The sequence below is a fragment of the Mesorhizobium sp. LMG17149 genome, assembly GCF_024518695.1.
Classification (GTDB): domain Bacteria; phylum Pseudomonadota; class Alphaproteobacteria; order Rhizobiales; family Rhizobiaceae; genus Mesorhizobium.
This window is the reverse complement of sequence record NZ_JANIFL010000012.1, coordinates 52,843-79,236: the sequence shown is the minus strand read 5'-3', so window position 1 is coordinate 79,236 and position 26,394 is coordinate 52,843. Positions and strand designations below refer to the sequence as shown.

Annotated in this window: 23 protein-coding genes; 13 read left to right on the top strand and 10 right to left on the bottom strand. The window is 63.0% G+C overall.

Annotation, left to right across the window (positions count from 1 at the left end; genetic code table 11):
- Window positions 1-12: 12 nt before the first annotated feature.
- From NP945_RS25590 to NP945_RS25575, 4 genes are all read right to left on the bottom strand, one after another.
- A complete protein-coding gene (locus tag NP945_RS25590) occupies window positions 13-1,092 on the bottom strand; it encodes an extracellular solute-binding protein (protein ID WP_127319889.1) in 1,080 nt (359 codons plus the stop codon).
- A gap of 3 nt (window positions 1,093-1,095) precedes the next feature.
- Window positions 1,096-1,788: a helix-turn-helix domain-containing protein gene (locus NP945_RS25585; RefSeq protein WP_127319887.1), complete on the bottom strand. Its 693-nt coding sequence runs from the start codon at window positions 1,786-1,788 to the stop codon at window positions 1,096-1,098.
- 135 nt (window positions 1,789-1,923) lie between these two features.
- Window positions 1,924-3,018 (bottom strand): ROK family transcriptional regulator, encoded by a 1,095-nt coding sequence (locus tag NP945_RS25580; RefSeq protein WP_127326628.1) that lies wholly within the window; start codon window positions 3,016-3,018, stop codon window positions 1,924-1,926.
- 57 nt (window positions 3,019-3,075) lie between these two features.
- Window positions 3,076-3,726, bottom strand: coding sequence for an SGNH/GDSL hydrolase family protein (locus NP945_RS25575; protein ID WP_023809404.1), 651 nt, complete (start codon window positions 3,724-3,726; stop codon window positions 3,076-3,078).
- A gap of 343 nt (window positions 3,727-4,069) precedes the next feature.
- Between NP945_RS25575 and NP945_RS25570 the strand changes: the two genes are divergently transcribed.
- The 5 genes from NP945_RS25570 (at window position 4,070) to NP945_RS25550 (ending at window position 9,418) form a co-directional block, all read left to right on the top strand.
- Window positions 4,070-5,149, top strand: coding sequence for a substrate-binding domain-containing protein (locus tag NP945_RS25570; protein ID WP_127271056.1), 1,080 nt, complete (start codon window positions 4,070-4,072; stop codon window positions 5,147-5,149).
- 81 nt (window positions 5,150-5,230) lie between these two features.
- A complete protein-coding gene (locus NP945_RS25565) occupies window positions 5,231-6,742 on the top strand; it encodes a sugar ABC transporter ATP-binding protein (RefSeq protein WP_256747990.1) in 1,512 nt (503 codons plus the stop codon).
- An 8-nt stretch (window positions 6,743-6,750) separates the two neighbouring features.
- Window positions 6,751-7,713: an ABC transporter permease gene (locus tag NP945_RS25560; RefSeq protein WP_256747889.1), complete on the top strand. Its 963-nt coding sequence runs from the start codon at window positions 6,751-6,753 to the stop codon at window positions 7,711-7,713.
- A 3-nt stretch (window positions 7,714-7,716) separates the two neighbouring features.
- Entirely contained in the window at window positions 7,717-8,670 is a 954-nt protein-coding gene (locus NP945_RS25555; protein ID WP_256747888.1) for an ABC transporter permease, read from the top strand.
- A gap of 64 nt (window positions 8,671-8,734) precedes the next feature.
- Window positions 8,735-9,418, top strand: a complete 684-nt coding sequence (locus NP945_RS25550; RefSeq protein ID WP_127271777.1) for an SGNH/GDSL hydrolase family protein — start codon at window positions 8,735-8,737, stop codon at window positions 9,416-9,418.
- A 138-nt stretch (window positions 9,419-9,556) separates the two neighbouring features.
- Here the strand turns inward: NP945_RS25550 and NP945_RS25545 are convergent, their stop codons facing one another.
- The gene (locus tag NP945_RS25545) at window positions 9,557-9,817 is read right to left on the bottom strand and encodes a hypothetical protein (protein ID WP_127272455.1); all 261 of its coding nucleotides are present in this window, start codon (window positions 9,815-9,817) and stop codon (window positions 9,557-9,559) included.
- A gap of 212 nt (window positions 9,818-10,029) precedes the next feature.
- Window positions 10,030-11,133, bottom strand: coding sequence for a histidinol-phosphate transaminase (locus NP945_RS25540; RefSeq protein ID WP_256747887.1), 1,104 nt, complete (start codon window positions 11,131-11,133; stop codon window positions 10,030-10,032).
- 132 nt (window positions 11,134-11,265) lie between these two features.
- Here NP945_RS25540 and NP945_RS25535 point away from each other — a divergent pair, with 132 nt between their 5' ends.
- From NP945_RS25535 to NP945_RS25500, 8 genes are all read left to right on the top strand, one after another.
- Window positions 11,266-12,039: an SDR family NAD(P)-dependent oxidoreductase gene (locus NP945_RS25535; protein ID WP_128309466.1), complete on the top strand. Its 774-nt coding sequence runs from the start codon at window positions 11,266-11,268 to the stop codon at window positions 12,037-12,039.
- Window positions 12,040-12,245: 206 nt separating this feature from the next.
- Window positions 12,246-13,568, top strand: a complete 1,323-nt coding sequence (gene hisD / locus NP945_RS25530) for a histidinol dehydrogenase (protein ID WP_127326496.1) — start codon at window positions 12,246-12,248, stop codon at window positions 13,566-13,568.
- A gap of 15 nt (window positions 13,569-13,583) precedes the next feature.
- Window positions 13,584-14,609 (top strand): zinc-binding dehydrogenase, encoded by a 1,026-nt coding sequence (locus NP945_RS25525; RefSeq protein WP_256747989.1) that lies wholly within the window; start codon window positions 13,584-13,586, stop codon window positions 14,607-14,609.
- A 32-nt stretch (window positions 14,610-14,641) separates the two neighbouring features.
- The gene (gene hutC, locus NP945_RS25520) at window positions 14,642-15,373 is read left to right on the top strand and encodes a histidine utilization repressor (RefSeq protein ID WP_013530484.1); all 732 of its coding nucleotides are present in this window, start codon (window positions 14,642-14,644) and stop codon (window positions 15,371-15,373) included.
- 106 nt (window positions 15,374-15,479) lie between these two features.
- The gene (locus NP945_RS25515; RefSeq protein WP_256747886.1) at window positions 15,480-16,778 is read left to right on the top strand and encodes a hypothetical protein; all 1,299 of its coding nucleotides are present in this window, start codon (window positions 15,480-15,482) and stop codon (window positions 16,776-16,778) included.
- 200 nt (window positions 16,779-16,978) lie between these two features.
- Window positions 16,979-17,986: an ABC transporter substrate-binding protein gene (locus NP945_RS25510; RefSeq protein ID WP_127269923.1), complete on the top strand. Its 1,008-nt coding sequence runs from the start codon at window positions 16,979-16,981 to the stop codon at window positions 17,984-17,986.
- Between the two features lie 100 nt (window positions 17,987-18,086).
- A complete protein-coding gene (locus NP945_RS25505) occupies window positions 18,087-18,854 on the top strand; it encodes an ABC transporter permease (RefSeq protein WP_256747885.1) in 768 nt (255 codons plus the stop codon).
- Window positions 18,855-18,864: 10 nt separating this feature from the next.
- Window positions 18,865-19,647: an ABC transporter ATP-binding protein gene (locus tag NP945_RS25500; protein ID WP_127269920.1), complete on the top strand. Its 783-nt coding sequence runs from the start codon at window positions 18,865-18,867 to the stop codon at window positions 19,645-19,647.
- A gap of 26 nt (window positions 19,648-19,673) precedes the next feature.
- On the opposite strand, the gene NP945_RS25495 is transcribed toward NP945_RS25500, so the two are convergent.
- From NP945_RS25495 to NP945_RS25480, 4 genes are all read right to left on the bottom strand, one after another.
- Window positions 19,674-21,566 (bottom strand): ABC transporter ATP-binding protein, encoded by a 1,893-nt coding sequence (locus NP945_RS25495; RefSeq protein WP_127408479.1) that lies wholly within the window; start codon window positions 21,564-21,566, stop codon window positions 19,674-19,676.
- Window positions 21,566-23,428, bottom strand: coding sequence for an ABC transporter ATP-binding protein (locus NP945_RS25490; protein ID WP_256747884.1), 1,863 nt, complete (start codon window positions 23,426-23,428; stop codon window positions 21,566-21,568). The genes NP945_RS25495 and NP945_RS25490 overlap by 1 nt, the downstream gene beginning before the upstream one ends.
- Before the next feature lie 391 nt (window positions 23,429-23,819).
- Window positions 23,820-24,242 (bottom strand): cupin domain-containing protein, encoded by a 423-nt coding sequence (locus NP945_RS25485; RefSeq protein WP_127270176.1) that lies wholly within the window; start codon window positions 24,240-24,242, stop codon window positions 23,820-23,822.
- Between the two features lie 256 nt (window positions 24,243-24,498).
- Window positions 24,499-26,307: an ABC transporter ATP-binding protein gene (locus NP945_RS25480; RefSeq protein WP_256747883.1), complete on the bottom strand. Its 1,809-nt coding sequence runs from the start codon at window positions 26,305-26,307 to the stop codon at window positions 24,499-24,501.
- Window positions 26,308-26,394: the final 87 nt, after the last annotated feature.

Below are 26,394 nucleotides of genomic sequence, written 5' to 3'. Positions count from 1 at the left end.
GTGGTAGCCGGCTCAGTTGCCGGCCATCAGCGCCGTCCACTTGTCGGACGCAGCGGCGAAGTTGGCGACCCAGAACTTGATGTTCTGCTGATAGCCGAGCTTGGCGTGGTCCGGCGTGTTGGTCAGGAAGGCGGCGACGGACGCGTCGACCTTTGGCTGTGCCTCGTTGTTGATCGGCGAGTAGGAGGTCTGCTCGGTCAGAATCTCCTGCGACTTCTTGCCGAGATAGGCGTTGATCAGCGCGTAGGAGGCATCGGGGTCCTTGGCGCCGACCGGGATGGTCAGCTGATCCATGACGACCAGCCAGTCCTTCCACACCGGCGTATAGGCAGCGCCATTCTTGACCGCCGTCATGGCGCGGCCGGTCCACATGATGATCATGTCGGCCTCGCCGGATTCGGCAAGCTGCTGGGATTCTGCGCCGGTCTTCCAGAAGATGGTGTCGGGGCCGATCGCCTTGATCTTGGCGATGCCCTTGTCGATATCGGCAGGCGTCATGGCGTCGACCTTGCCGCCGTCGGCCAGGATGGCCTGTTCGATCAGGCCGCCGAGCGGGCTGCCGCTGCCGTCGATGGCGCGGGTGCCGGGGAATTTCGCGGTGTCGAAGAAATCCTTCCAGTCCTTTGGCGGATTGTCCTTGTAGGTGTCGTTCTTGTACATCAGGACCATGCCGTAATTCATCGCCGGCACGCTGCACTCGCCGACCTGTCCGGGCGGGATGTGCGAGATGTCGAGCTTGGTCAGATCGAGTTTCTGGAACAGTTTTCCGCAATGCACGAAGGGCGGAAAATCATCCGTGTCGACGACATCCCAGGTCACATTGCCTGATTCGACCTGCGCCTGAAGCTTGGCGATTTCGGTCGGTCCGTCGTTCAAAAGCTTGACGCCGCTCTTGTCGACGAATTCCTTAAGCGCGGCAACCTGGCCGTCCTGGTAGATGCCGCCATAGGAGACGAAGGTCAGCGTCTTGCCCTTCAGCGACCCGTCCACCACGGTCCCGGCCGGCGGCGCGTTCTGCGCGTGAGCGGCGGCCGCAAGCAAGGCCAGTGCGGCGGCGCCGAAAAACCCGGCCAATCTTGATCTGCTTCCCATTTTCTAACCCTCCGATGGCTCGCTGTTTGATTTTGGCAGACCGGGCGCGAGCGTTTTCCGGGCTACATATTGGTCGAGGTCGACGGCGCCGCTTGTCGGCGGCGCAATGATCCACAGCACTTCGGCCACCGCATCGCCGACATTGATCGTCCGGTGCGGCGTCGAGGTCGAATATTCGATGCTGTCGCCCTCTTCGAGGGTGAAGCTCTCGTCGCCGAGCGTCAGTTGCACGCGTCCGCGAAGCACGAGGAACATCTCGTTCGCGTTGCCATGCGTGTAGGGCACGTCGCCGGTGGAGCCGCCGACGGCGAACTCGCCGCAATAGACTTCCATCTCGCGGATCGGCCGGCGCGACAGCAGCGTCTTGCGGTAGCCTTCGCTGGTCGGCAGCGCCGGCCGTTCGGCCCGTGTCAGCACCGCGTGCGGCGACACCTCGCGTTCGTCGAAAAGATCGGCGAGGCTGATGCCGAGCGCGTTGGCGATCAGCATCAGCGTGCTGGTGTTGGCTCCCGAAAGGCCGCGCTCGAGTTGGCTCAGGAAACTGGCGGTGGTGCCGATCATGTCGCCGAGCTGGCGCAGCGTCAGGCGCCGCGTGGTGCGATAGGCCTTGATGCGATCGCCCAATACCGTCGAGCGGCGCGCTTCGGCGCTGGTTGCGGCATTGTCGTTGAGTGCGTGATCCGCAGCGATTTTCATGGCGATCTCAGGGTTCACTTAACATGCTATTAAGTGAGGCGTCCTGGCAAGCGGAATCGCCTTGTCATTTGAAAATCATCGATGGACCTGCAGAGAGCCCGTAATCGGCCGACCGGCAACGCCGGTTCGGCTCGATCACTGGATCATGAAGCGCGAACTGAATGGCAGGCTTGCCGCGCCGACGGCCTTCGGGCTGATGCTGACCCGCGCGGGCAGCGCTTCGATGCCGGGGAATTCCCGGCCGATGTCGGCGCACAAGGCCTTGGCGATCTTCTGCGGCGCGTAGCTGGACAGGACGACCGTCCTGAATTCGACAAACTGGGTCAGTGCGGAAATAGAGGCTTTCAGGCGGTTGGAGCATTCCCCTAGCCATTCGCTGTAGGCCTCGCCAAGGTCAGGCCACTCGGGGCTGCTGCTCCAGATGATTTCGGACGGGCGCCGGCGCTTGGTCAGTTCGCTCTCCAGGCGCACAAGGCCATGATCGAAGCTGGCGCTGGAGTTTCCCTTGTAGATCTGGTGGTTGAGGATGAGCCTGCTCTGCAGCCGTGCTCCCAGATAGAAGAACAAATAGTCGTTGAGCGGCTTGGCGACGCCGAACATGCTCTCGCCGCCGGCCGCCGCGGTGATGTCGTTCTGCACGAAAACCGGCAGCTTGATCTGTTCCTCGATCTCCCCCTGCAAGGCTTTCAGCGAGGTGCTCGATCCGTTGCGGGTTGCAGCCATCGTGTCGACATCGTCGGGAACGGCCAGGCCGATGCCGGCAACCCGGCTGCGCGCCTCGACCGGCAGGCTGGTCATGGCTTGCCTGATCGCGCCGAACAGATCGCTGCTTTGCGGAAAGGGATTGGCTTCATCCGCCGGCAATTGCGTGTGGAAGCGCACGGTGCCGATGAAATCGATGAGTGCGATGTCGATCCTGCGGCGGCTGAAGCCGACGCCAACCGCATAGGCGCCCTCCGGATTGAGTGAAAGCGGGATGGTGGGCGGCCCGACGCGGCCGCGCTGCGCTTCGCCCTGCGAGACCAGGCCTTCCTGCTCGAGCGAACGGACGATGACCGAGGCCGTCTGCGCCGACAGGCCGGTCTTTTCGCCGATTTCCATCCGCGAAATGCCCTCGTTCTGAAGCAGCAGCGACAGCACCAGCCGCTCATTGTAGCTGCGCACGCTCAACGCATTCAGCCCGCTCGCACGATCGGCGATGCGCAATGGATTGGGTGGTGCGAACCTCATGTCAGGCAAGGGTCGCCCCGTCGGTAAGAGCGCGCTGCCTCGCGGCGGTATGGTTGCTCATGTCGAGCGGCTCCAGCCGATGGCATCGACCGCGCGGGCAAGTGCGGTGCCCAGCAATCTGTGCGCCTCGGCATCGATGTGAAAGCCGTCCGCTTCGCTGCACGAGACCACCGAGCCGGCATCGAAAAAGTGGAGTTCGAGCGAGTCCGCCAGAACCTCGAACTCGAGCGCGAGCAGGCGCGATTTCTCCGGCGCACCGGCGAAGATGGACTTCCATTCCTTGACGTCGTCCTGCATCGGCGGCGGCGCCACGATCATGATCTCGGGCGTCGAGCCGCCTGGCCCAGGCGCCAGCTCCTTGATGTCGTAGACGAGGCAGCCGATCCCCATCGCCACTTCCGACGGCGGCTTGTTGAAGCGGATCTTCAAATCGTTAGTGCCGAGCATGATGATGACGAGGTCGAGCGTCGCATGGCTCTGCAGGCAGGGGCGAAGATAGGTTCTGCCGTTTTTGTGGGCGCCCTCGATCGGGTCGTCGTGGACGGTGGTGCGGCCGCTCAATCCTTCCTCGATGACATACCAGTCGGGGCCTAGCTGAGAACGCAATATCCCCGGCCAGCGTTCACCCGGCCCATAGCGCTCGAGCGGCCCCCTGCCGGGGATCTGCCCGTGCGTGTTGGAGTCGCCGTAGCACAAGACTGATCGCATGTTTTTCCCGCCGGGACTGACAGCGCGCCGAAGCCGGCGAGCGCCAATCATGATGGATAGAGGAGCGATGAAAGGCAAGCAAGGGAATAGTCATTCAACATGACTAACTATTGACAGGGCGAATCCGCTGTGCTTCTAAAGTGCCCGGAGGAGTTCTCGACCGTCATCATCGTCCAGCAGGAATTGGGCTTCGGCACGCATGTGTTCGGGGGCGGGAGAATTGCGTGCATCGGTCGGTTTGCGACAACGAGCATGCATTGGGAGAGCGTCTCATGGCCGTACGCATTCGTACGGCCGGCCATACGAATTCGTAGGCCGGGGCAACCACAAGGAGGAGAGTTTAATGTTAGGATTGCTGAAAACCGTCGGCCTGGGGATGCTCGTTGCGTCCACGCTTGCCGTGACGTCGCTGGCGCATGCGGAAGACATCAAGCTGATGGACGGCGTGGCGCCGCGCCCCGACGACACGCGCATGACCGCGGCCGGTGCGTTCAAGAAGGACCCGCCCTGGGTCATCGGCATGAGCGACTTCGGCGTCAACGCCAACACCTGGACAGTACAGGTGGCGCATGAGGCGGAGAACGCCGCGGCCAAGGACAAGCGCATCTCGAAATTCATCCTGCTCGATGCCGGCTTCGACCAGAAAAAGCAGGTGGCCGACATCGAGGACCTGATCGCGCAGCATGTCGACGCGATCATCGTTCAGCCGGTGACCAGCACATCGGCCAATGCCAGCATCGCCAAGGCGGTCGCCGCCGGCATCCCGGTCATCCTTCACACCGGCCGCATCGATTCCGACGCCTACACCACCGAAATCCAGGGCGGCGCCGAGCATTTCGGCAAGGTGATGGGCGACTGGCTGGTCAAGACCGTCGGCGACAACGGCAAGATCTGGGTCCTGCGTGGCCTGGCCGGCCATCCGGAAGACACCAACCGCTACAACGGCTTACTGGAATCACTTAAAGGCACCCACGTGCAGATCATCGCCGAGGAGCATGGTGACTGGCAGTACGACAAGGCCAAGAAGCTGTGCGAGACGCTTTATCTGAACAACCCACAGGTTGACGGCATCTGGTCGTCCGGCGCTGACATGACGCGCGCCTGCGTCGATGTCTTCAAGCAGTTCGGCACGCCCGTTCCGCCGATTTCGGGCGAGGGCAACAATGGCTATTTCGGCCAGTGGATCACGGACGGGTTCAAGTCGATCTCGCCGGAATACAGCCCCGCCCAAGGTGCGGCCGGCGTGCGCGCCGCCGTTGCCCTTCTGGAAGGCAATCAGCTCTACAAACGCTATGTCTATAATCCCGACGGATGGGACCAGGACAAGGCCAAAAAATACTATCGCGACGACCTCACCGCCAATGTCTGGTGGCCGAGCGAACTGCCAGAAGACAAGCTCAAGGAATATTACGGCAAGAAGTGACGGCGCCGTGGCTGGCGGGGAGTGGACAAGCATTCCCCGCAGGCCATTCCATCTGTCGAATCCGGTTCGTTCGAGGGTTTCGTGACCAATCTTATCGAGATGTCCCACATTTCGAAGGCGTTCGGAGGGAGCAGGGCGCTCCATTCCGTTTCCCTCGATCTCAAGGCGGGCAGCGTCCACGCCCTGATGGGCGAGAACGGCGCCGGCAAATCGACGTTGATGAAGATCCTGGCGGGCGTGCATCAGCCCGATTCCGGCGAGATCTTCATGAACGGCGAGAAGCTCGATTTGAAGTCGCCGCGAGCCGCACTCGATGCCGGCATTTCGACCGTTTTCCAGGAGCATTCGCTGCTGCCCAATCTGTCGATCGCCGAGAACATGTTTCTGGGCCGGGAGCCGACGACACGGTTCGGCTCGATCGACTATCCCGCGATGAAAAGCCAGACCGCCAGGGCGCTTGGCGAACTCGGCCTCACGCTCGACCCGTCGCAACTCGTTTCCAACCTGACCATAGCCGAGCGGCAATTCGTCGAGATCGCGCATTGCATCCAGGCCGACGCCGGCGTGCTCATCCTCGATGAACCGACGGCGGCGCTCAACGCGGCCGATGTCGATGTGCTCAACCGCAACATCCGCCGGCTGCGCGATAAGGGAAAAGCCATCGTCTACATCTCGCATCGCATGGAGGAGATATTCGAGCTGTGCGACACGGTGACGGTGCTGAAGGACGGCGCATTGGTCGGCACAAGAATGGTGTCCGAGATCACCACCGACGAACTCATCGCCATGATGGTCGGACGCGAACTCCAGGACCTTTTTCCCGATCGTACTGATAACAAAGGCGACGAGATCCTGCGCGTCGAGAACCTGAGGATCACCGAGACATCGCGGCCGCTGTCGCTGACATTGCACAAGGGCGAGATCGTCGCCCTGGCCGGCCTGGAGGGACAGGGCCAGCAGCGCTTCCTGAGATCGCTGATCGGCCGCTATCATCCCTCCGCCGGGACGATTTCCGTCAACGGCAAAGCGCTGAAAATGCCGCTCCCGGCATCATCAGGCGTTCGCCATTTGCAGCAGCTGAGGGTCGGCTTCGTTCCAGAGGACCGCAAGGAAGAGGGGCTCTTCCTTGCTTTGCCGATCGCCCACAACATCGCTATCGGATTGCATTCGAGGCGATCCGAACTCGCGCCGGCGCGGCCGTATCGAAACATCATCGCCCGCATGATGAAGGTCATGAACATAAAGGCGGCGGGGCCATCGGCTGCGGTCGGTTCGCTGTCGGGCGGCAACCAGCAAAAGGTCCTGCTCGGCCGCTACCTGGCCGCCGATCTCGATCTTCTGCTGGTCGAGGAGCCGACCCGCGGCGTCGACATCGGCGCCAAGTCCGAGATCTACCACCTGCTGCGCGACTTTACCGCCAAGGGCGGCGCCGTGCTGGTGCTGTCGCGTGAGACGATCGAGTTGATCGGGCTCTGCGATCGCATCTACGTCGTCCACGACGATACCATCGTTGCCGAAATGCCGGCAGCGCAGGCGACAGAACACAAGATCCTCGACGCGGCCCTGATGGGCGGTTCCACGCGCCAGCATTAGGGGCCTCCATGCATCGTTCGCTTTTCAACATCCTGAGTGGCCGGAACACCCGGCAAGGCCTGTGGGGCCTGCCGCTTCTGGTCGCCTTGCTCATTTCGCTGTGGCTGACCGTCGAGACGACGCAGTTCGCGACGGCCGAAAACCTTTTCAACCTGGTGGCCCAGGCGATGCCGCTGATCATCGCGGCGATCGGACAGCTCGTCGTCGTGCTCATCGGCGGGCTCGACCTGTCGGTCGGTTCGGTCATCAGCTTCACCACGGCGGTGCTGGCGCTCGACCAGCCGGCGATCGTGCTGATCCCGGCGGTCTTTCTGCTGGCGGCACTCATCGGGCTGATCAACGGCCTGGCGATCACCCGCTTCAACGTCCATCCGATCATCGCGACGCTGTCGACGCAGTACATCGTGCTCGGCATCACGCGCATCCTGCGGCCCGTCTCCGGCGGCACCGTGCCGGAGATCGTCATCGATGCCGTCTCGGGCAGTTTCCTCGGCATTCCCTATCCGGTTTTCTGGGGCATCATCGTGATCCTGGCAGCGTGGAAACTGCTCTACGGATCTCGGTACGGGCTGCATCTGTTTGCGATCGGCGGCGGCATCGCGTCCGGCGCCGAAAGCGCTGCCCGCAATTTCGGCGTCTCCGACCGCCGCAACATTATCCTCGCCTATGTGGTCTGCTCCTGTTTCGCGGCCGCTGCCGGTGTCTTCCTGGCCGGGCGCATCGTGTCGGGCGATCCGAATGTCGGTCTGCTTTTCGAACTCGATACCGTCACCGCCGTGGCGCTCGGAGGCACCCAGCTCTCCGGCGGCATCGGCAGCCTGCACGGCACAGTGATCGGCGCGCTGGTCATGGCGCTGCTGGCTAACGGCATGAACCTCGCCAACGTCTCGCCCTTTGTTCAGACAGCGATCAAGGGCGGCATCCTGCTGGCGGTGGTCGGGTTGCAATCCCGCAAGAAAATGGGGCTCTGAGCGATGGCCGCCGTTCTCGCAAATCCGATCGCCCGGCGTCTGCTGCGCATCCCGCCGTCCTATTTTGTCTTCATCGTGCTGCTGGCGACGCTGTGGATCGCGCGGCCGAACATGCTCAACCTCAACATCATGGGCATCTTCGTCAGGCAGATCGTGCCGCTCGGCATCCTGGTGCTGGGGCAGCTCGTCGTCATGCGGGTGAAGTCGATCGACCTCTCTGGCGGCGGCATCATCCTGCTCATCAACTATTTCATCTCGTCGGGCACTTTCCCCGGCGCGTCGATGCCTTTCTTCGTCGTGCTGGCGCTCGCCACCGGCCTCGTCATCGGCCTGTTCAACGGCTTCATGATCGGCAACCGGCGGGTGTCGGCGGTCATCGTCACGCTGGCGGTCAGCATCATCCTGGTCGGGCTGGTGCAGTTCCTGTCGAGCGGCAATCCGCCCGGCGATGTGCCGAAGCTGTTCAACGACCTATACAACACGAAATTCCTGTCGGTTCCGACGCCGGTGCTGTTCTGGGTCCTGCTGACCGCTTCGGTGTGGCTGCTTCTGTCGCGGACCATCTTTGGCCGCTACGTCGCTTCGGTCGGGGAGAATGCCGAAGCCGCGCATTTTTCTGGCGTGCCGGTCCAGCGCACGATCATCCTGGCGCATACGCTCGCCGGCCTGATAGCGGCGATCGCCGCCCTGGTGCAGACCGGTTCCATCGCCGTCGGCAGCGTCCGTATCGGCCTCGACCTGCCGATCCTGGCGGTCGCGGCAACGATCCTCGGCGGCGTCGTCTTCGGTCGTGGCGACGGCGGCGTCTGGGGGCCTTTCTTCGGGGCGCTGTGTTTTGCGCTGCTGTTCGTGGTGATGACGGTGCTCGGCATCGACGAGCCCGGCAAGCTCATCGCGCAGGGCGTCATCATCCTCGGCGCGGCGATCTTCTACGGAGTGCGCGTGCGAAACCCCTGATTTGAAACGGCGAAGAGCAAGTGCGCCGGCGTTCAGACAATTGCAAACAGATGGAGAAACATGGATGTCACCGCCAAAAAACATCATGTGCTACGGCGACTCGCTGACCTGGGGCTGGGTTCCGGTCAAGGAAGGGTCGCCGACCTACCGCTACCCTTATGATCAGCGCTGGACCGGTGTGATGGCGGCGGCGCTGGGGGCGGGCTACCACATCATCGAAGAAGGCCTGAGCGCGCGCACGACCTGTCTCGACGACCCCAACGATCCGCGCCTGAACGGGGCGAACTATCTGCCCTCGGCCATCGCCAGCCATCTGCCGCTCGACCTGGTCATCGTCATGCTCGGCACCAACGACACCAAGTCTTATTTCCGCCGGACGCCTTATGAGATCGCCAATGGAATGGCGAAACTGGTCGGGCAGATCCTGACCAGTGCCGGCGGCATCGGCACCCCTTATCCGGCTCCCAAGGCGCTGGTCATTGCGCCGCCGCCGCTGACCCCGATGCCCGATCCGTGGTTCGAGGGCATGTTTGGTGGCGGGCACGAAAAATCCAGGGATCTGGCCAGGCAGTACAAGGCGATGGCGGATTTCATGAAGATCGATTTCCTCAATGCCGGCGATTACCTCACCACGGATGGTGTTGACGGCATCCATTTTACTGCCGGAAACAACGCCGATCTGGGACGCGCCGTCGCCGACAAGGTCAAGTCGATCCTTGAGCCGGGCAAGGTCAGCACTGCCGCCTGAAGCCGCCACGCCCGTCGGCTCGCGGCACACAGGCCTACGGCGCGGGTGTATCGCTCGTTCCTCCGGCGATGCATATCGATACGGGGCCGTTTGGCCCCGTATCGATGTGGCGCTCGACGCCTGCAGACCTGCGTTGATCTAGGGCCTTGTGCCCCGAGGAACATGATCGGCAGACGATTTGGTTTGGCGGTCGAAAACGACCGCCAGGCCCTTCTTCACGGCAAGCGAGGCGACCATGTCGTCGAGTTCGCGATCGGGAATGGCGGGTTTGAGGACCTGCCGGATGGCCCGATAGGCCTGCTCGGTCGACACATAGTCGTAGCGCTTTTTGCGCGCTTCCACATATTGCTCGATGAGAATGCCCAATCGGCGGGCGGCGATGTCATCTGGTTGCTGCAAGGGAGCCTCCTCAGCGTCGATCGTTTGCAGACCCCCGAGATGTAAAAACCCACGCCGCGAAAGTTAAGGCCTGCTGTCGGCTTGAAGCCCAAAAAATCTATTGCCTTCGTTCAACGAACTGCACCGCAGAGTGTCATCGTGTCCGAACTGGCACATCGCAGCCGCAAGGCGCGGGTCAACTTGCCCGTCCGAATCCCGACCAAAGCGTGTATTCACAACAGCTCCGACAGAACGGCCATGAAATGGTCGTTCTCCGCTGTCGAGCCGATGCTGACTCGCACATAGGTGTCAAAACCCTGCTGCTTCCACGGCTTGACGATGACGCCGTGACGCAGCAGGCCTTCGACGAAGGCGGAAGCATCTTGCCGGCAGTTGAAGAACAGGAAGTTGCCCCTGGAGGCAGCGACATCGAGGCCCTTGCTCGCCAGGAAAGTCTCGACGCGTTTTCTCTCTGCATTGGCCAGCGCGACGACCCTGGCAAGGTGTTCGTCGTCGGCCAGTGCCGCGAGTGCGGCCGCCTGGGCCATCGCGTTGGCGTTGAAAGGCGTGCGGACGCGATCGAGCAGCGCGCGCAGCTCCGGGTCACCGACGATGCCGAAGCCGATCCGCAATCCGGCCAGACCGAACGCCTTGGAAAAGGTCCGCAGCACGATCCAGGGCCGGCCCAGCTTTTCGAGATAGGGCAGGGACGATGCATAATCGTCGCCCTTGGCATATTCGGCATAGGCTTCGTCGATGACGATCAGCGTCTCGTCGCCGACCGCATCCAGAACCCTCGACAGATCGCCGCCGGAGAGCCAGCTGCCGACCGGGTTCATCGGGTTCGAAAACAGCAGCATGCGCGGCCGTTCGCGCACCGCCTCGACCAGCGCATCGACATTGATGGTGAGATCGTCGTTGACGACAACGCGTTTGACGGTCGCCCCCATCAGCGTTGCGTAGTCCTCATGTAGCGGGAACGACGGATAGAGCGTGACGACCGCGTCGCCCGGCCGCAACACGGCACGGCTGATGACGGAGAGAAGGTCTTCGGAACCGTTGCCGAGGATGATCTGGCCCTCGGCGACGGCATATTTGTCGCCGATCGCCTGGCGCAGCTTGCGCCCGGCGGGGTCGGGATAGAGGCGGAACATCTCGGAGCCGGCATGCATCGTCGTGGCTAGCGTCGGGCTGGGCCCGAGCGGGTTTTCGTTGGAGCCCAGTTTGGCGGTCCTGGCCGGTGCGTATCGCTCCATGACCTCGTCAATGGTGAGCCCGGAATTGTAGGGCGACAAACGGTTGACTTCGGTGCGGACCATGTCCGAGGCTTTCGACACGGGCGGGCTCCTCTGCGGTGGATTTCGTCATCCGTACCGCAGCTGAAATGATTTGTATATGCTTGTATATGTAACCTGCGATCTGATAGCATTGATACCGGCGCCGAGGCCAACACCGACCAGGAGGATCACATGCGCAACGCTTCTCTCTTCGATCTCTCCGGCAGGAAGGCGCTTGTCACCGGCGCAAGCCGAGGCATCGGGCGCAGCATCGCCGAAGCGCTGAGTGCCGCCGGCGCCGACGTCGCGGTCTCGGCGCGCAGCCTGGCGTCATTACAGGACACAACGGCAGCCATCCGCGCCGCCGGCGGAGTGGCGCACGCCATCGCTCTCGACGTCACCGATGTCGGCCGCTGCCGCGCAGCCACCAACGAGGCTGCCGGCCTGCTTGGCGGTCTCGACATTCTCGTAAACAATGCCGGGATGGAGGAGGTGCGGCCCTCGCTCGATGTCGACGAGGCGCTGTGGGACAGGATCGTCGACACGAATCTCAAGGGAGCGTTCTTCTGCGCCCAGGCCGCCGCGCGGCAGATGCGCGATGCCGGCCGTCCTGGTGCCATCATCAATCTGTGCTCGCTGACATCCGAAGTCGGAATTCCCACCGCGGTGCCATACGGCTCGTCGAAGTCGGGCCTGCTCGGCATGACCCGCGCCCTTGCGGCGGAGTGGGCGGAGCTTGGCATAAGGGTCAACGCCATCGCGCCGGGATATTTCAGGACGGCGATGACCGACGTTTTCTACAGCAACGAGGCATGGCAGCACTCCATGCTGGCCAAGATCCCGCAGCGTCGTTTCGGCGACCTCCACGACCTGCATGGCATCGCCGTGTTCCTCGCTTCGGATGCGGCTGCCTACATAACCGGCCAGTCCATTCCGGTCGATGGCGGCTTTCTCGCCTCGATCTGACGAGGCAGGTTTGTCTCCGTGGTTTCGACGGGAAGGATGATGGAAAAATTGCTGGCGACTATCATACATACATGTATATACTTTTGTCCGGGGAAGCCTCTCGACGGCTTTGATCCTTGCCCCGGTCGGCCTGTCGACCCGCAGAACTATGGCCATCCACGGGCCAACCGTCATTGCGTTCCAAGAGTTCCAGGAGACGAGCAGTTATGTCCGACATCAGCTTCCACGATTTGTCATCCATCGATGCCGACCAGCGCGCCAGTCTGCTGAAGCGCGCCGAGGCCGATCTGACGGTCTTCGTCGAGAAGGTCCGGCCGATCATCCAGGCCGTCAAGGACGAAGGCGATGCCGCCTTGATCCGCTTCGCCAGGGAACTCGACAAGGCCAATGTCGCCGAGGGCGAACTGCAGGTGTCGGAAGCCGAGTTCGACGCGGCGTTCGACAAGGTGGAAAAGGATGTCGTCCAGAGCATCCGGTTCGGCATCGACAATATCAGGCATTTCCATGAGGAGCAGAAGCCGGAGACGATGTGGCTCAAGGAAGTCCGGCCGGGCGCCTATGCCGGCGACAGGTACACGCCGATCGCATCCGTTGCGCTCTACGTGCCGCGCGGCAAGGGCGCCTTTCCATCGGTGACGATGATGACGTCGGTGCCGGCGGTGATTGCCGGCGTGCCGCAGATCGCCATCGTGACGCCGCCGACATCGGATGGTTCGGTGGATGCGGCAACGCTCGTCGCCGCGCGTCTCGCCGGCGTGGGCACGGTCTACAAATGCGGCGGCGCCCAGGCAGTTGCCGCCGTCGCTTACGGCACCGAGACGGTGAAGCCCGCGCTCAAGATCGTCGGCCCCGGCAGCCCGTGGGTGGTCGCGGCCAAGAGCGTGCTGTCGTCGGTCATCAACACAGGCCTTCCGGCCGGCCCGTCGGAAGCGATCATCTTTGCCGATGACAGCGTTGACGGCGGCCTTGCCGCGCTCGACCTGTTGATCGAAGCCGAGCACGGGCCGGATTCCTCGGCCTATCTGGTGACGCACAGCCGCAAGGTTGCAGAAGCAGCGCTTGCTGCACTTCCCGAGCATTGGTCGCGGATGACCGAGCAGCGTGTCGAGTTTTCGCGCGCGGTGCTGACCGGCAAGCGCGGCGGCATCGTGCTGACCGCGTCGCTGGAAGACAGCTACCGCTTCATCAACGACTATGCGCCCGAACATCTCGAGATCCTGTCGAAGGAGCCGTTCGCGCATCTCGGGCGCATCACCGAGGCGGCCGAAATTCTGATGGGCCCGCACACGCCGGTGACGCTGGCCAACTTCGTTCTCGGTCCCAATGCTGTGCTGCCGACCAGCCGTTGGGCGCGGACCTACGGGCCGCTTTCGGTAACGGATTTCGTCAAGCGCTCGTCGGTCGGCTATGTCACCTCGGTGGCCTATCCGGAACTCGCTCTGCACGCCCGCAGGCTCGCCCGCTACGAGGGCTTCAGCTCGCATGAGAACGCGGTCTCGGAAATCCGCGACCGCTATCTCGCCGGTTGAGCGGAAGCGATCGTGATGAAGGCCGCACGACTGTATGGACCTGGTGACTTGCGCATCGAGGACATCGCCACGCCGGGCGTGCCGGATGCGGGCTGGGTGAAGTTCAAAGTCGACGCCGCCGGCATTTGCGGTTCGGACCTGCACAATTTCCGCACGGGACAGTGGATAAGCCGGTCGCCTTCGACGGCCGGCCATGAGCTGACCGGCACGGTGACTGCCATCGGCGCGGGCGTGGACGCCTTCGCCATCGGTGACAGGGTGGTCGCTGATTCCCGGTTCTGGTGCGGAGACTGCGCGCAATGTCATGGCGGCAGGCGGCATCTCTGCGCGTCACTGGGCTTCGTCGGAGAGGTCTGCGACGGCGGGTTTGCCGAACAGGCGGTGCTGCCCGCACGGCTCTTGCATATCATTGATGCCGGGCTCGACGAGCGGGTCGCGGCGATGGCCGAGCCGCTGGCGGTGGCGCTGCACGCGGTGCGGCGCCTGCCGAAAACGGCCGGCTCGGTGCTGGTCGTCGGCTGCGGGCCGATCGGCGGTCTTGCCGCGCTATTGCTGTCGCGAACCTTCGCCGGCACCGTGCTCGTCGCCGACCGCAACCAAGCTCGCAGCGCCCGCGTGTCGCAGGTGACGGGTGCCAGGATCGTCGATCTGAACCGGGATGCCGTTGCCGCCGCAACCGCCAATGCCCCGCTGCTCGCGGCCATTGAGGCGACCGGCAGCGTCGCGGCGCTCAACCAGTTGCTTGGCGTTGTCGATTCCGGCGGCACCATCGCCATGGTGGGCATCTTCCATGGCCGCCTCGACATTGATCCCAATACGCTGGTCGAACGCGAAATCGGCTTGCTGGGATGCCACGCCTTTGCCGATGAGCTGCCCGAGGCGGTGCGGATGCTAGGTGAACTCAGCGAACCGCTGTTGGCGCTGATCGACCAGGAGATCGGCCTGGATGACATTCCGGCTGCCTATGAGCGGCTGTTGGCGGGACACAGCGACGGCTTGAAAACAATCATCCGCATGCGGCAACCTGTCGAGCAGTCGTGATTTCCGATGAATCGCCGGAAAGGACTTTTGAAATGATCACTTTGCCCGACACGGCCAGCCCTCTTTACGAGAAGGTGAAGGACTACATCCTGGCGAACATCGGAACGGGCCGGTGGGGCAAGGATCGCAAGCTGCCGTCCGAGAACGAGTTGGTGGCGTCGCTTGGCGTGTCGCGGATGACGGTTCACCGGGCGCTCAGAGAGTTGACCTCGGCTGGGTTCCTGATCCGCCTGCAAGGTGTGGGAACCTTCATCGCGCCGCCGCGGCCGCAATCGACGCTGATCGAGATCAACAACATCGCAGCCGAGATCGTCGAGCGCGGCAACAGGCATCGTTCCGAAGTCCTCGTCCTCGAAACCATCATGCCGACAAAGGAGCTGGCGCTGTCGTTCGAGTTTCCAAAGCGCGTCTCGATCTATCATTCCGTCGTCGTCAATTTCGAGAATGATCTGCCGGTGCAGCTGGAAGAGCGCTTCGTCAATCCGAGCCTCATTCCCGATTACGACAAGCAGGATTTTTCGAAGACGGCGACCTACGACTATCTCATGCAGAAAACCCCGGTGACCGAAGTCGAGCATATCATCTCGGCGATCCCGGCCGACGCCGAGACGGCGCGGCATCTGGGCATCGATGTCGGCGCCTGCTGCCTTTTCCTGCACCGCCGGACATGGACAGGCGCGGTGGTGGCCACCATCAGCAAGCTGACTTATGCCGGCAGCCGCTACTCGCTCGGCAGCCGCTATTCCCCTTCAAAAAGCAGCTAACGGAAGCAGGACGAATGCAAGTCGGAGCGGTTTCGTTGTCAATGTATATACATGTGCTGACGAGAACGCTTTCGCTCTCGAATGGACGGGCCAAGAAGGACAACAGATGACGCAGACACCGAGTCGCACGGCGCAGATCCGGGCACTCGCGCAGCATGATGTTGCCGAAGCACAAAGCGCGCTGGCGGCATTGCTGGGCGACCTGTTTGCGATGAGTCCCCGCAATGTGCGCATCAACTTCGACAAATACAGCCTCAATTCCCTGAACGGCTTCTTCGAAGACGACGGCAAGGCCTACTTCTTCAAGTTCCATCAGGAGGAGCGGGAGGAGGCGATGACGGGCGAGTATTACCGCGCCGAGATTCTGTCGCGCGCCGGCCTGCCGGTCGACCAACCCATACACATGTCGGCGCAGCCCGGCGAGCAGATCCTTGTCTACCGCCGCCGCACGGATCCGAGATTTTCGGATGTGCTGTTCGCGCTGGATGCGCAGGACGATGCCGGCAAGCGGCAAGAAGCCGTTCTTGCCGAGCGCGACCTGTCGGCCAGGCTGCTCAAGGTCTATCTCGAGACGCTGCATCCCGTCACTGGCGAGGACGTGGCGGCGGAGCCGATCCACAGGCTGTTTCATGAGCGGCTGATCGATGCCGAGACACGCTTGTCACCAGGCGGCCGGCTGGCCGATTTCTATGTCGGCAAGCCGTTCGTCTTTCCCGGCGTCGAGCTGGATTGGGATCGGTTTTCCCGGCTGAAATTCGTCATCAACGGCCAGCAGTACACCCACAGCGTCGGTGAGCTTTTCGATGCGGCCGCGGTGCGCTTGCGGCCCGACCGGCTCGCCGATGCCGGCGGCGTGGTCGCGCATGGCGACGCCCACAACGCCAATGTCTGGTACACGGCTAAGGCGGGGAGGGCGGAACTGTCCTTCTTCGATCCCGCCTTTGCCGGCTCGCATATCCCGACGCTGCTGGCGGAGGTGAAGGCGACGTTCCACAACATCTTCGCCCACCCGTTCTGGCTCTATGATCCAGCGACCGCGACAGAGGCTTTTCGCGCCCAGGCGCGGCTGGACGGAAATCTGCTCCATGTCGACACGGACTGGGACCTGAGCCCCGTCCGCCGCGACCTGCTGGAGGTCAAGGCGACCGCGCTGTGGCGGCCATTGCTGCTGGAGCTCAAACGGCGCGGCATGCTGCCGGCCGATTGGCGCGCGGTGCTGCGGGCCGGTCTTTTCCTGTCGCCGACGCTGGTTATGAACCTGCGGGCCGGCGCGCGCAGCCACACGCCGGTCTCCTCCCTTATTGCCTTTTCAGTCGCGGTCATGGTCGGCAGCGAACCCGTTGCCGGAGCTGATCGGGCGACAGATTTCCTCGACCGGATCGATCCGGAAAAGCGTGAAAATTGAGTCTTTCCAACTTGTATATGCATGTATGTATTTTAGCCTTGACATCCGCTCCCGCTGACGCTGAAATATCCTCGCACTTCACCATGAAGTGGCAGGTAAGATGCCGAGGCACAGTGCCGCAAGAGCAGAAACCCGCAGTCTCACCAGACCGGCTGCCTTAGTCAGAAAAAGCGGTCTGATCATCAAGGGGAACAAAGATGATGCGTAACCTAACAGGACAATTTCGCGCGCTCGTGATGGCCGCCGCCATCGGGCTGGCCGCCGCCCCGGCAGCCTACGCAGCCGATGCGGCCATTCCCACCACGCCCGAGGCAGGAGCGTTCAAGATCGGGATCGAGCCCTGGCTCGGCTATGGCCAATGGCATGTCGCCGAGGCCAAGGGCCTGTTCAAGACAAACGGGCTGAGCGACGTCCAGATCGTCAATTTCGCCGAGGACAAGGACATCAACGCAGCACTTGCAAGCGGCCAGCTCGACGCCGCCAACATCGCGACCCACACGGCGATGGGCATGGTTGCGGCCGGCCTGCCGGTGAAGATCGTGTTGCTGCTCGACGTCTCCATGACCGCCGACGCCATCATCGCCGGCAAGGACGTCACCTCCATCGCGGACCTCAAGGGCAAGCAGGTGGCCTTCGAGGAAGGCACGACGAGCGACATCCTGCTCAAATACGCGCTCGCCAGGAACGGCATGTCGATCGACGATGTGAAGCCGGTTCCGATGCCGGCGTCCGACGCCGGCAGCGCCTTGATCGCCGGCCAGGTGCCGGTCGCGGTGACCTATGAACCGTACCTCACCGTCGCCATGGCGCAGAACAAGGACCTCAAGCTGCTGTTCACCGCCGGCGAGGATCCCGGCCTGATCAGCGACGTGCTGGTGGTGCGTGACGAGGTGATCAAGTCGCGGCCCGGCCAGGTGCTGGCCATGATCAAGAGCTGGGACGCGGCTCTCAAGGACTACAATGCCGACACGCCCGGTGGCCGCGCCATCATCGCCAAGGCTGTCGGTTCGGACGTCAAGGACCTCAACACCGCCTTTGACGGGGTGCGCTACTACTCACTCGCCGAAAACAAGACGGCGCTGACAGGCGACTTCACCACCAAGACCTTCGCCGATGTCGAAGCCGCCGCCAAGAACGCCAAGCTGCTGCAGGCCGATGTGACGCCGGAGCAGATGATCGACCCGGCCTTCGTCAAGGCAGCGGAATGACGAAGGCCGGATCGCGGTGGTGACACAGATGCCCCGGGAGCGACCGGCGGCAGGACCGGTCACGAAACCGGCGAGGCGCCGCCGATCCTCCGGGATCGGCGTGCCCATCGCCAGGTCGCGCTTCCTGATCATCGCGGTGGCCGTGTTCATCGGGCTCGGCCTTGCCTGGTGGGCGGCGACCGGACTGGGGTTGGTAAAGCCGATCTTCCTGCCGTCGCCGGGCAGCGTAGCTATGCAGATCGCCAAGCTCGCGACCGACGGCACGTTGTGGCTGGACCTCAAAGCCTCAATGTATCGTATCTCCATCGGCTTCCTCATCGCCTCGGCACTGTCGATACCGATCGGCGTGCTGATCGGCAGTTTCCGGTCCTGGGAAGCGGCCATCGAGCCGCTGGTTGATTTCATCCGCTACATGCCGGTCGTAGCCTTCGTGCCGCTCTCCATCCTGTGGGCGGGCACCGGCGATTCGCAGAAGTTCCTGATCATCTTCATCGGCACCTTCTTCCAGCAGGTGCTGATGATCATGGACAATGTGAAACGGGTTCCAGCCGATTTCATTGGCCTTGGGCGTACACTCGGCTTGCCGGATCGCAAGATCCTGACGCGCATCGTCGTTCCCAGCGCCTTGCCGGGCATCTGGGATACGCTGCGCATCAGCCTCGGCTGGGCATGGACCTGGCTGGTGCTGGCCGAACTTGTCGCCGCGACTTCGGGGCTCGGCTATCGCATCACCGTGTCGCAGCGCTATTTCCAGACAAACACGATCATCGGCTACATCCTGCTGCTCGGCCTGCTCGGCCTCATCACCGACCAGGTGATGAAGGCGCTGGAAAAGGTGCTGTTCAAGCAAGAGGGCCGCTCGCAATGAGGTCCAGCCGATGAGCCCCCCCAAATTGCGGATCGCCGGTCTCCACAAGAGCTTCGGCACCGGCGAGCGGCGCACGGAAGTGCTGCGCGACATCAATCTCGATCTTGCCGACAACGAGTTTGTCTCCCTGGTCGGCACGTCGGGCTGCGGCAAGAGCACGCTGCTGTCGATCGTGGCCGGACTGCAGGACTTCGACGCCGGCGATCTCAGCATCGATGGCGCGCCGATCCTGCAGCCGGGTCTCGACCGTGGCGTCGTCTTCCAGTCCTACACGCTGCTTCCCTGGCTGACGGCGCGGCAGAACATCGAATTTGCCCTTAAGGCCGCCGGTTACGATCGCCCGACCTGCCGCAGGATCGCGCTGGAGCATCTCGAACTCGTCAAGCTGTCCGACAGCGCCGACCGCTATCCGGCCGAACTCTCGGGCGGCATGAAACAGCGCGTCGCCATTGCGCGCGCGCTTTCCTACCGGCCCAAGATGCTGTTGATGGACGAGCCATTCGGCGCGCTCGATGCCTTGACCCGGCATCAGATGCAGGAACTGCTGACCCAGATCTGGGAGGAACACAGGTTGACCGTCCTGTTTGTCACTCATGATGTGGAGGAGGCCGTCTATCTGTCGGACCGCATCGTCGTCATGGGGATCGGCCCGGGACGCATCACGCAGACCTTCAACGTCGATATCGAGCGCCCGCGCCGCGAAGAGGTGATGGAAAGCCCTGCATTCATGGATCTGCAGCGCGGCGTGCACAAGGCCATCCGCGAGGGTTCAAAACGCCCCGAAATGGCGTAGGCGCCTGTGGTCATCAGTAGGCCCAATCACGTCGCCTTGCCGACCGCCGCATCCAACTCCAGCTCGCCTTCCGAAATGTCGTCGAACGAGGCGTAGTTCATGTTGTAGAGGCGGGCGTAGAGACCTTTCCTTGCCATTAGCTGTTCGTGGTTGCCGCTTTCGACAATCTCGCCGTTCTGCAGCACGATGATGCGGTCGGCGCCGCGGATGGTCGCCAGACGGTGGGCGATGACCAGGCCGGTGCGGCCTTCCAGCAGGGTGATCAGCGCCTTCTGGATCAGCATCTCGGTGTAGGAATCGATGCTGGCCGTGGCTTCGTCGAGCACCAGGATCTTGGCATCCGCCACCAGCGCACGCGCAAAGCTGATCAGCTGGCGCTGGCCCAGCGAGAGATTGCCGCCGCGCTGCTCGAGTTCGGTATCGTAGCCATCTGGCAGGTTCTCGATGAAATCGTGCGCGCCGACGGCTTGTGCGGCGCGCACCACCTCTTCGCGGCTGGCTGATGTCTTGTGGTAGCGGATGTTTTCCAGCACCGAGCCGGAGAACAGGAACGGCTCCTGCAGCACCATCGCCACCTGATCGCCGAGCGAATCCTGGGTCAGGTCACGCACATCATGGCCGCCGACCAGAACCTCGCCCGACCAGACATCGTAAAAGCGGTGCACCAGCGCCATAGAGCTGGACTTGCCCGACCCGGTCGGGCCGACAAGGGCCACGGTCTCGCCCGGATTGACGCGAAAGGAGATGTTCTTCAGCACCGGCTGGTTCGGCCTATAGCCGAAGGTGACGTTCCTGAACTCGACCGAGCCGTCCATGTCGCGCGACAGCGCGATAGCACCGTCCTTGTCGCTGACGTCGACCGGCACGTCGAGCACTTCGGAGATGCGCTGGCCCGAAGCCATGGCGCGCTGCATGACGCTGTATTGCATGGTCAGCGAGCGGATCGGGTCGAAGAAGCGCTGGATGTAGAACAGGAACGCCACCATGACGCCGATGTCGAGGCTGTGCGACAGCACCATCGAACCGCCGACGACGATGACGGTCGCCATGGCGATGCCGGTCAGCGTGTCGACGATCGGCACCATCACCTGCGCGTATTTCGCCGAGGTCAGATGGGCATTGAGATTGGCCAGCACCTTCTCGTCATAGAGGTCGAAATTGACGTGCTGGCGCTCCAGGCTCTGCACGGTGCGCACGCCATGGATGCCTTCGGCCAGCGCGCCATTGGCGATCGAGTTGGTTTCGTGCGCGGCCATGAAGGCGACCTTGGCGCGCGGCAGCCAGAACAGGCGCACGATGAACAGCACCGGCATGGTCGACAGCGTCAGCAGGCCGAGCCGGAAATCCAGCCACAAAAGCACGCTGACGATGCCGAACAGCAGCACGATGTCGCCCACCGACATGACCGACGTTTCGAGGAATTCCTGCATCGAATTGACGTCGCCCTGCAGGCGCGACATCAGCCGCCCGACCTCGGTCTTGTCCATGAAGCTCAACGAGACACGCTGCAGATGGCTGAACATGGCCCGGCGCAGGTCGGAGAGCACGTTCTCGGCCACTTTGCCGACGACGCTTTCCTGCACATAGGAGGCGGCATAGTTGATGAGGATGATCGCCGAGAAAGCGCCGATCGCGGCGATGATCACCGATTGGTCGAGCTTGCCTGCCGTCATGCCGTGGTCGATGGCGTAGCGGATGACCAGCGGAATCGCCAATTGGGTCAGCGTGAACACCAGTACGGCGGCGACCGAGATGAAGATCCGGCTCTGATACGGCTGCACGAAGCTCCAGATGCGCCTGACGATGCGGGGGTCGTAGGCCTTGCCGAAGACTTCTTCCTCGTCGCGATGCGAGCCCACGACGGCCCTTGTCGGCCGGCGGCTGGTATCTTCCTTGTCGTCGTCGGCCTGTGTCGACATCATGCGGCTCCCGCCACGACAGGCCGCTCATCGTCCGGCCGCAGCTGCAAATCGTAGAGCGCGCGATAGCGGCCACCGAGCGCCAGCAGTTCCTCGTGCGTGCCGCGCTCGACGATCCGGCCGCCTTCGACGAACAGGATCTGGTCGGCATGCATCAGCGAGCTCAGCCGGTGCGAGATGATGAGCGTGACGCGGTCCCTGGCGAAGCGCTTCATCGCCGCCCGGATGCGCTGTTCGGTACCGGCATCTATTGCCGCGGTCGAATCGTCGAAGACCAGCACCGATGGCCGCAGCATCAGGCTCCGCGCAATGGTCAGGCGCTGCCGCTGGCCACCGGAAAGCGACGCGCCGCGCTCGCCGACAACCGTGGTGTAACCGGCCGGGAGGCCCATGATGTAATTGTGCAGCTGGGCGTACTCGGCTGCCTGCCCGATGCGGGTCTCGCGCGCCCAGGGATTGCCATAGGCGATGTTGTTCTCGATCGAGGTGGTGAACAGGAACGCGTCCTGCTGCACGACGCCGACGGCCTTGCGCAGCGATTTCAGCGTCACCTCACGAATGTCCTGGCCGTCGATGGTGATCGAACCCGAAGTGACGTCGTAGAAACGCGGGATCAGATGCGCGATGGTCGACTTGCCGCTGCCCGGTGGGCCGACAATGCCGATGGTCTCGCCGGACCGGGCCTCGAAGGAGATGCCGGACAGTGTCGACCGGCCGCCCGCGCCCTCATAGCGAAAGCCGACATTGTCGAAGCGCAGCACGCCGTCGCTGACGACGAGATCCCTGGCGCCGGGCGCGTCCTCGATGTCGAGTTCGGCGTCGAGCAGTTCGAACAGGCGGGTGCCGCAGGTCGAGGCGCGGGCGAAGGAATTGACCATCAGCCCGAGCTGGCGTACCGGCATCTGCAGGATGGTCATGAAGGTGAGGAACTGCGCCAGCGTGCCGACGCTGATCTGGCCTGCGATCACCTTCTGACCGCCGAACCACAGGACCAGCCCCATGGCAGCCAGGAACGAGAAGTTCATGGCGCTGGTGTTGGCGACGCGGATGTCGACGCGCTGATTGGCAAGCTCCAGCGCCGACAGCTTGGCGCGGTCGAATTTTTCCAGCTCATGCCGCTGCGCTGCGAAAGCGCGCACGACACGGATACCGCCGAGGTTCTCATCCATCACCCGGCTCAGCACCGAGAGGCGCTCCTGCAACGTCAGCCAAGTGCTGCGCAGTTTGAGCTGGGTGACCGAGGACCGCCAGGCGACGAAGGGCACGAAACTCAGGCTGAGCAGCCCGAGCATGGGATCGGTGCTGATCAGGAGATAGGCGCCGACGCCGATCAGCACGCCGAGCAGCACCACGCGCAAAATGCCAGTGGAAAAGAACATGCGCACGCCGTCGAGATCGAGCAGGCCGAGCGTGATGAGATCGCCGGTGTGGACCCTGTCGTGGTAGGCGAAGCTCAGGCGCTGGATCTTCTCGTAGAAAGCCAGGCGCAGTTCATAGCCGGTGCGATGGCCGACGGCCTCGCCATAGTAGTTCTGCGCCATTGTGAAGAGGCCGCGCAGGATCGAGACGACGAGCAGCGTCAGCGCCGTATTCCACAGCGCCTGTTGCGCAGCAGTACCGGCCCCGGCCGCCATGACGCCCTGCGCCTGGTCAATGGCGCGTCCCAGCAGGCGTGGGATGAAGAGCTGCAAGGTCGCGGCGATGAAGGTCGAGACGATGGTGATGGCGACCTGCCAGGGATGGCGCAGCGTCATGCGTACGATGCGGAGCAAGGTGCTGAGGCCCTTGCCCCAGGAGGCTTCCGCCACATGGGCAAACGATTTGCCGCGCTCCGGCGCGCCGCCGATTGCTTGCGTGTTCAAGGGAAATATCCAAACCAATCCGGAGGTTAGTCCGGACTAATAAAGCAGACTCAATTCAGATGGCGCGATGTTACGCGTGTCCGACTTGGCCGTTCAAGAGCCAATTCCGGTATCGCACTGTGCCTGAACGGAAAGCGAGCATGCGACTGCGATCCGGCTGGCACCAACGACGGAATCCTCTTGCTGAAGGGCGTTGGCCGGACGAGGCCAGCATCCGGCTGTACGCAAGCGACGGCCGGACGGCGTGCGATCTTCCATCCGGCCGGAATCCGGTCTGCTAGAGCCGGATGATTTCAGGTCGAATCGAGCTGAAATCTGAATCCGTCTCTAAATCAAAGAGATAGAGTATGATGTCGTCCGAAAACCGCTTCACACTTTTCGGCATCATGCTCTAGGCAGGTATCAGGACGGCGATACGATGGACGCCGACCTCCTTGCTTGTATTCGTCGCCTCGTCGGTCTTGCCTTTGGCGCAGGTGTACATGTCGCCTTCCTTGAGCTTGAATTCCTTGTCGGCTTTCTTGATCGTGAATGCGCCTGAAGTAATGGTGCAGACCATGTCATTATCCATCACCATCTGAGGCGCGTGTGCGCCGGGCTGGAACACCACGTCGACGACTGCGATGCTCTTGTAGGCGGGAATGTCGGAGTCGCCGGTGCTGACCTCAACCACCCTGACACCGGGCGCAATCTCCTTGCCTTCCTTCGGGCCGTATTTCTTGACCTTCGCGGACGCCGCCAGGGTGAACAGAGGCGTTATCGCGGCAGCCGTCACACCGAGAGCAATTGCAGACCTGCGATTTATGGTTTTCATTGCATCCTCCCACATGTTCGTCACGAACGAATGTGCATGACCACAATATATTAGCATGAACGAATATATTTGTATGCGAGGAAACACCCAGGCCCAGCGCGGGCACCAGGAACTCCGGGCTTCCAGTGTCGGCAAATCAGCACGCCATGACAATGTTGCACCGCCTCGCCAGCCGTCGGAGAGGTTCCATGCATCGGACGACCTGCCTGCCGCTGAAACCGAGTTGCTGCGGACCTTCGGACTGCTGTTGAGCCGCTCAAAAACCCTGGCCGTGCCGCCAGCAGGCGATCCGGTGGCCGGCCGCGACCTCCACGGCTGATGGTTCCGCCTTTCGGCAGTCAGGCAGAACCAGGGGGCAGCGGTCGGCGAAGGCGCATCCGGTGTTCGGGACACCGGTGGCCTCGATCTCGGCTGGAGCGGATAGTTTCGGCTCGGCCTCATCGGAAGATGCCGCCAGAAGTAGTGCCGTATAGGGGTGGTTGGGGCCGCGAAAGATCTGGTCGGATGTGCCGGTTTCGACCAGGCGTCCGCGATAGAGCACGCCGATCCTGTCGGCCATGTAGCGCACCACCCTGAGGTCGTGGCTGATGAACAGATAGGTCGTGTCCTTGTCGTGCTGCAGGTCGTTGAGCAGGTTGAGAACGGTCGCCTGGACGGAGACGTCGAGCGCGGAGGTCGGTTCATCGAGCACGACGACCTTCGGCACGCCGGCGAAGGCGCGCGCGATCGCCGCCCGTTGCCGCTGGCCGCCGGACAGCGAGCGCGACTTCTGCTCGGCCGTGGCGCCGGCGAGGCGAACCGAGGCCAGCAGGTCGCCGACGCGGGCTCTCACCTCGCTGCGGCGCAGGCCGGCGAGCCGCCGCAGCGGACGGCCGAGGATGCGGCCTATCCGCTGGCGCGGGTTGAGCGTGCGATCCGGCGACTGGAAGACCATCTGCACGTCGCGGCGTTCGGCAAGGTTTCTCTTCTCGACGCGCGGCGCGACCGTCCTGCCGAACAGCTCGACCGATCCGGCGCTGGGCGTCTGCAGGCCGGTGACGATGCGTGCCAGGGTCGACTTGCCCGAACCGGACTCGCCTATCAGCCCGAAGGTTTCGCCCTGGCCGATGTCGAGATCGATGCCGTGCAGCACTGGCTGGCTGCCGAAGACATGGCTGATGCCTTTGCAGGCGATCGCGATCCGGCGTTCTTTTGGCAAGCCGGCGTCTTCGCCTTGGGCTGTGGGGTGCGCTGGCATGCCGTCCGTCTCCGCCAGTCTTCCGTCCCGCTTGGTGTAGTTGAGCGCCGGGATCGAGGCGATGAGCGCTTTGGTGTAGGCGTGAGAGGGGTTGTCGAAGACATCGCCCGCAACGCCGCTTTCGACCACGGTTCCCGCCTGCATCACCGCCACCCGGTCGCAGGAGCGGCGGATCATGTTGATATCGTGACTGATCAGCAGGATGCTGGTTTTGTGATCCTTGCGCAGGTCGGAGAGGATGGCGATGATCTCGGACTGGACGCTGGCGTCGAGCGCCGTCGTCGGCTCATCCAGCACCAGCAGCGACGGGTCGAGCGCAATCGCAATGGCGATGTTGGCGCGCTGCTGCATGCCGCCGGAGAGTTCGTGCGGATAGAGATCCAGCACACGCTCCGGATGGCTGACCCGGACCCGGCCCAGCAGTTCGGCGGCACGCTCGCGCGCCTCGTCGAGGCGCACCGGGCGGTGCCGCATGATCGTCTCGGTGATCTGGCGGCCGATCGTCATGCTTGGATTGAGGGCCGCGCCCGGATGCTGGTAGACGGCCGCGATTTGATTTCCCCTGAGCCGGCGGAGTTGCTCGGCGGAAAGGTCGCGGATTTCGCGGCCCTGGAATTCAAGCGCTGAGGCCGCGATACGGGCGTTCTTCGGGAGATAACGCAGGATGGCGAGCGCCACAGAGCTTTTGCCCGATCCTGACTCGCCGACCAGGCCGAGCGCCTCGCCTTGGCCTATGTGCAGCGACACGCCGCTGACGGCGGGATGCGATCCCTTGCGCCCGTCATAGGCGACGGACAGCTGGTCTACGTTCAGAACCGAGGAGGACATGGGGACTTGAAACCACTTTCTTCGAGCGCCGCCATCGAGGGCAATCGCTTCCGCTTTCGGAGTGCATTATCTCTATAAAATTACTCG

Coding starts and splice junctions, on each gene's coding strand:
- NP945_RS25480 (WP_256747883.1), bottom strand. CDS start 26,307: ATGTCCTCCTCGGTTCTGAACGTAGACCAGCTGTCCGTCGCCTATGAC.
- NP945_RS25515 (WP_256747886.1), top strand. CDS start 15,480: ATGACGCAGACACCGAGTCGCACGGCGCAGATCCGGGCACTCGCGCAG.
- NP945_RS25560 (WP_256747889.1), top strand. CDS start 6,751: ATGCATCGTTCGCTTTTCAACATCCTGAGTGGCCGGAACACCCGGCAA.
- NP945_RS25535 (WP_128309466.1), top strand. CDS start 11,266: ATGCGCAACGCTTCTCTCTTCGATCTCTCCGGCAGGAAGGCGCTTGTC.
- NP945_RS25550 (WP_127271777.1), top strand. CDS start 8,735: ATGTCACCGCCAAAAAACATCATGTGCTACGGCGACTCGCTGACCTGG.
- NP945_RS25485 (WP_127270176.1), bottom strand. CDS start 24,242: ATGAAAACCATAAATCGCAGGTCTGCAATTGCTCTCGGTGTGACGGCT.
- NP945_RS25580 (WP_127326628.1), bottom strand. CDS start 3,018: ATGAGGTTCGCACCACCCAATCCATTGCGCATCGCCGATCGTGCGAGC.
- hutC (WP_013530484.1), top strand. CDS start 14,642: ATGATCACTTTGCCCGACACGGCCAGCCCTCTTTACGAGAAGGTGAAG.
- NP945_RS25510 (WP_127269923.1), top strand. CDS start 16,979: ATGCGTAACCTAACAGGACAATTTCGCGCGCTCGTGATGGCCGCCGCC.
- NP945_RS25555 (WP_256747888.1), top strand. CDS start 7,717: ATGGCCGCCGTTCTCGCAAATCCGATCGCCCGGCGTCTGCTGCGCATC.
- NP945_RS25575 (WP_023809404.1), bottom strand. CDS start 3,726: ATGCGATCAGTCTTGTGCTACGGCGACTCCAACACGCACGGGCAGATC.
- hisD (WP_127326496.1), top strand. CDS start 12,246: ATGTCCGACATCAGCTTCCACGATTTGTCATCCATCGATGCCGACCAG.
- NP945_RS25500 (WP_127269920.1), top strand. CDS start 18,865: ATGAGCCCCCCCAAATTGCGGATCGCCGGTCTCCACAAGAGCTTCGGC.
- NP945_RS25570 (WP_127271056.1), top strand. CDS start 4,070: ATGTTAGGATTGCTGAAAACCGTCGGCCTGGGGATGCTCGTTGCGTCC.
- NP945_RS25590 (WP_127319889.1), bottom strand. CDS start 1,092: ATGGGAAGCAGATCAAGATTGGCCGGGTTTTTCGGCGCCGCCGCACTG.
- NP945_RS25495 (WP_127408479.1), bottom strand. CDS start 21,566: ATGTCGACACAGGCCGACGACGACAAGGAAGATACCAGCCGCCGGCCG.
- NP945_RS25585 (WP_127319887.1), bottom strand. CDS start 1,788: ATGAAAATCGCTGCGGATCACGCACTCAACGACAATGCCGCAACCAGC.
- NP945_RS25525 (WP_256747989.1), top strand. CDS start 13,584: ATGAAGGCCGCACGACTGTATGGACCTGGTGACTTGCGCATCGAGGAC.